This window comes from Streptococcus sp. GMD6S, from assembly GCF_000297015.1.
In genome coordinates this window covers 1-516 of sequence record NZ_AJRH01000275.1, presented here as the reverse complement: position 1 = coordinate 516, position 516 = coordinate 1, and the positions used below count along the sequence as shown (strand labels likewise).

Annotated in this window: 1 protein-coding gene and 1 pseudogene; both read right to left on the bottom strand. The window is 39.0% G+C overall.

Going from position 1 to position 516, the window contains the following annotated elements:
* Positions 1-146: nucleoside monophosphate kinase (locus GMD6S_RS10145; protein ID WP_008287856.1), on the bottom strand; the 146-nt coding region annotated here is incomplete at its 3' end.
* A gap of 145 nt (positions 147-291) precedes the next feature.
* Positions 292-516 (bottom strand): annotated as a pseudogene (locus GMD6S_RS10140) (preprotein translocase subunit SecY); the annotation flags it as partial.

Sequence of the window (516 nt, the reverse complement as noted above, 5' to 3'; positions counted from 1 at the left end):
GCAAGTACACCCATTTCAGTTTGATTTGCCATAGCAGCACGGAACATATCTCCAGTTGAAATGTGTGCCACGTGGAATTGCTCCACAATTTTTGCTGCTTGCGTTCCCTTACCTGCTCCAGGTAAGCCCATAATCAAAAGATTCATGATAGGATCTCCTTATTTTGTATTTAAATAGAAGCAGAAATTTGTTTCAACCCCTATTTAAAAACAAAATAGAAGAGGGGAGACGAAAATCTCTCTGATAGATAGATCTTCATACTCCACTCTCTAAGCAAAAGTAATTTTGCTTTTATTCTGTTTTATCCATGAAACCAACATACTTACGTTTCAATAGGTAACCTTCTAGCTGTTTGATTCCTTCAATACCTGTTGAGATAATGATCAAAAGACTAGTTCCCCCAAAAGCAACAGCTTCTGAAAGACCAAAGACATCTTTTGCCACAATCGGCAAGATTGAAATCACACCTAGGAAGATCGATCCGACAGTCGCAAGGCGACGAAGAAGTTTCGACAT